At 50.6% G+C, this 4,048-nt stretch carries 2 protein-coding genes; one reads left to right on the forward strand and one right to left on the reverse strand.

The genetic code is table 11. The annotated features are described in order from the left end of the window. Positions 1-416: 416 nt before the first annotated feature. Positions 417-2,804, reverse strand: a complete 2,388-nt coding sequence (gene recJ / locus IQ260_RS28505; RefSeq protein WP_193996449.1) for a single-stranded-DNA-specific exonuclease RecJ — start codon at positions 2,802-2,804, stop codon at positions 417-419. 152 nt (positions 2,805-2,956) lie between these two features. On the opposite strand from recJ, the gene IQ260_RS28510 reads away from it, so the two are divergent. Then, a partial coding sequence (locus tag IQ260_RS28510; protein WP_193996450.1) for an AI-2E family transporter occupies positions 2,957-4,048 on the forward strand: 1,092 nt, incomplete at its 3' end.

Raw genomic sequence — 4,048 nt, forward strand, 5'->3', positions numbered from 1 at the left:
TCTTTTCCATGGCCTCCTACAAACGTCGCAAACTCAATCAGCATCTGATTGACAGGTTTATTCGAAACTTAGACTTAGACGAGACTTTGATTAAATCACATCCCAACTTTCCAAGTCTTTGTGACTATGGGGTGCTAGTCTCCTAATTCTGTCCGGAGTATTGCTTATGAGAGCTGGAAAAATCTGGTGGCAGAGGTTGAAAAGATACTGGCAGGGTTTGGAGAAGAGTTTGTAATTGATTTTGCATAAGCACTTATTGCCCAGTAGCTAATGGCAAACGATATCGGTAAAAACAACTAACTTTATTGGGTTGATTTAATGCTTCAAAGAGCCTGCAGCACAAGCAATAGAGAGCATTTTGTGACTGGCAAATCCTAAATTATGTCATTTTATAGAGTTGCGTAAATGTACGCTGTTCAAACTCTCATTACGGTTTGAGCAACACTGACAGGAACATCAACAAAATACTGCCGCTGAAATTGTTCTTCTCGTAAGCTCGCTAAAAACAAATGCAGGCTTGTTTGCTGTTGTTCGGTCGAAACCGCCAACGCAGCATCATATACAAGAGTGATGGTCGTCAATGGTGATAGCGGCTGCAGTTCTCCTGGGCTAATATTCTCTTGGATCAGGGGCGCTAAGGGCTTCGCTTCGGACTCATCTGGCTCTCTATCCCGAAACCCGAAACTCCCCAACGCAGCTAGTCCAATCTGCAACGACCTCTCTCCTAAATCTAGCTGCGCCATCAGCTGCGCCGCTGTTACAGGGGTCTCTGTACGGGCCAAATATTTGGCAATCCCCACCAGCTGCTTCCAGATTTCTACGGGAGCTACCGGTTCAGGATGATCGTAGGCCAACACTAGGGACGTCTGCTGCTGCGTAGCCTGGTGAAACCAGGGTCGTAACTCTTGCCAGGTGGTTGGACATTGGGTTACCACCAGCGTATTTGATAGATTCGACTCAGCGGTCTCAGACCGCCGGTCAATCACCTGCTGGGTGGGTACAGCAATGGATGAAATCCCCTCAGACTCCACAGCCCGGACATCAATTAGGCGGATCTCATAGCCACCATACTGGGGCTTTTTCTGTCGAGAATAGGCGTTAAAGTCTAGCTCCACCACCACATCACACCGTCCTACTGGCAGATCGTCCTTGTAGTGTCCCCACCACAGTCCCGGAAAACCTGTTGTTGAGGTGTCGTCCTTGATCAAAAAGTGGGTTTTGATAAACCGCAGTTTGCGCTTTGATACCGGGTCTTTAATTTTTTGGTGCCAGGTCTGGTCAAACCAGACATTGCGAATCAGCAGGCGAGGTACTGGATTGCCCATGCCGTAGGGTTCTAATATATTGAGCTGCTGAAACAGGTCCTTGCCCAGCTCGCAAACACTCACCTGCAAATCCACCTTAATGGTCGGACCAGAGGCTACCCCCACCTGCCGCAGCTGTCGGTTGAGGGCATCGGCAAATAGACCCACATTCTCCACCGGCAGCGTCATGCCAGCGGCAAACGGATGCCCGCCAAAGCTGGTGAGTAAATGGGACTGGTCGGTCACTAGCTGGTAGAGATCAATCCGATTTACTGACCGGGCCGATCCTCGCGCCACCTCACCATCAATGGTGAGTAAAATGGTGGGCTTGCCATATTCCTGAGCTACCTGTCCGGCGACAATCCCCAATACTCCCGTTGGCCATTGGGTATCTGCCAGGACAATCACCTGGACTGTTGCCATATCCAACTCGGTGAGCCGCTGAATCACCTGGGTATGTACGTCTTTTTGCAGAGCTTTACGGCGCGTATTGGCCCATTCAGTTTGCTGGGCCAGCTTCTGGCAGTGCTCTAGATCTTCGCTGGTTAACAGGTCAACACAAAATTGCGCATCCCCGTGGATACGGCTAACGGCGTTAATGCGAGGGCCAATGCCAAAGGAGATATCGGTGGGGCGATCGCCCGTGCGACGGCACAGTTTTAATAGCTCAGCGACACCGGGACGAACAGGTTTGTCCGTTTTTAAATGGGTTTGCAGCTGGCGAATGCCGATTTGCGCTAGATAACGACAGTCACCGCTTAGCTGTACCAAGTCGGCAATCAGGCCAATGGCCACTAGATCGGTCAGTTCTGTTAGGGGTCGTAGGGGAGTGAGCTGCCCATAGAGGGCCTCGACCAGCTTAAAGGCAACGGCAACGCCAGACAGATGGGCTAGGGGATGGTCGGGTTCAAAGTAGCGTGGATTGATGATGGCAACGACAGGCGGGCGTTCATCAGGCAAGGTGTGGTGATCGGTAATGATCACATCCATTCCCAGGTGACGCGCATGGTCAATTTCTAGCAGGTTGGTGCTGCCGTTATCGCAGGTGATCACCAGACTTGTCCCAGCTGCTGCCAGGGTATCTAGACCATGGACCGACAGACCATGGGAGTCGGTCAGACGGTTAGGGATAAAATAATTGAGCTGTCCAACTGGAAAAAATTGACGTAAGCCATCCCAAAGCACCGCCGTAGAGGTAATGCCATCGGCATCAAAATCGCCCCAGATGGTGACTTTTTCATCGCACTCCACAGCTTGGAGAATACGCTCTACCGCTTGGGTCATTTCTGTTCCAAAGGCGGTGGCGGGAGTAGGCTCGTAGGTGTCAGGGACAATAAACGCCGTTAGCTGCTCGGCTGTGCGAATACCCCGCTGCCAAAGTAGCTCAGCAGCTCGTTTCGGTGGGTTGGGTAGCCTCGCAATTTTTTGGACGGTGTTTACCCAATCAGTGGAAATCGTTTCCACCTGGGGAAGTTGCCACTGGGGAGTTGGGGTGGTCAAGATAGTGTCTATAAATTAGCAGCGACGATTTTTTGGCTAAAAAAGTATATTGTCCTTGGGGTTGGTTAAAATGGGCGGAATTCTACTTGGTCGCCATTATGCCATGGGCCGACCGGCTGAATTAATGTCGTAGCTGTAGTCAGGAGTGTTTCGTGAAGCTTGGTGAATGGATTGGCCTGATCAGCATCTTAGCGACTTTCTATATTCTTTGGAAAATTCGTGCGATTTTACTGCTGGTGTTTATGGCGGTGGTGTTTGCGATCGCACTCAACAGCCTCGCCCGACGTCTCCAGCAAACCGGTGTCCCCCGCCGATTTGCCATTCCCACCGTCCTTACCGTCAGCTTTTTAGTCATCACCCTCTTTTTTGTTGGGGTAGTGCCCCCCTTTGTGACGCAGTTTAGTCTGCTCATCGATCTCACCATCAGCGGCATTCGCGAGCTGCCCGACACCCTGGCCCAGCTCGAAACCTACCTGCCGGATCAGCTACGCTTGCCTGAACTCAACGAGTTTGTCGACTGGGCCACCTCTCCCGACTCGGCAGTCCTCGATGTTTTTAATAACTTCTTTTCATTTTTTAACTCGTCCCTGCGAGTCCTGCTCCAGGTGTTGCTGGTGATGATTTTATCCCTCATGTTTTTAGGGAATCCCACCATCTACCGCAACTCTCTTTTGCGACTAATGCCATCCTTTTATCGACGGCGAGCAGACGGCATTTTGCAAGATTGTGAAGTGGCCCTGTGTAACTGGATGGGGGGCATCATTCTCAACTCAGTTTTTATTTTTTCCCTTAGTTTTGTCGGACTTTGGCTACTGGGCATCAAGCTAGTGCTGGCCCACGCATTGATTGCAGGCGTGCTTAACTTTATTCCCAATGTGGGACCCAGCCTAAGCGTCATTTTTCCAGCCATGGTGGCCCTAATATCCGAAGACTATTGGAAAATCATTCCAGTAATTGTGTGGTACGCCATTATCCAACAGATCGAAAGCTACTGGCTCACCCCCACGGTCATGGCCCGCCAAATCTCTCTGCCACCTGCGTTTACCCTGATTGCCCAAATCTGTTTTGCCACCATATTTGGATTTTTGGGTCTGGTACTAGCGTTACCCCTGGCCGTGGTAGCCAAAATCTGGGTACAAGAACTCCTAGTCAAAGACATTCTCGACCAGTGGAAAATATCTGACTTTAGCCCCTGGAAACCCACCCTCGCCGGTATTCCCGATGAGATTGATTCTCTCCTAGAG

This window comes from Leptolyngbya cf. ectocarpi LEGE 11479, assembly GCF_015207065.1.
GTDB lineage: Bacteria > Cyanobacteriota > Cyanobacteriia > Phormidesmidales > Phormidesmidaceae > Leptothoe > Leptothoe ectocarpi.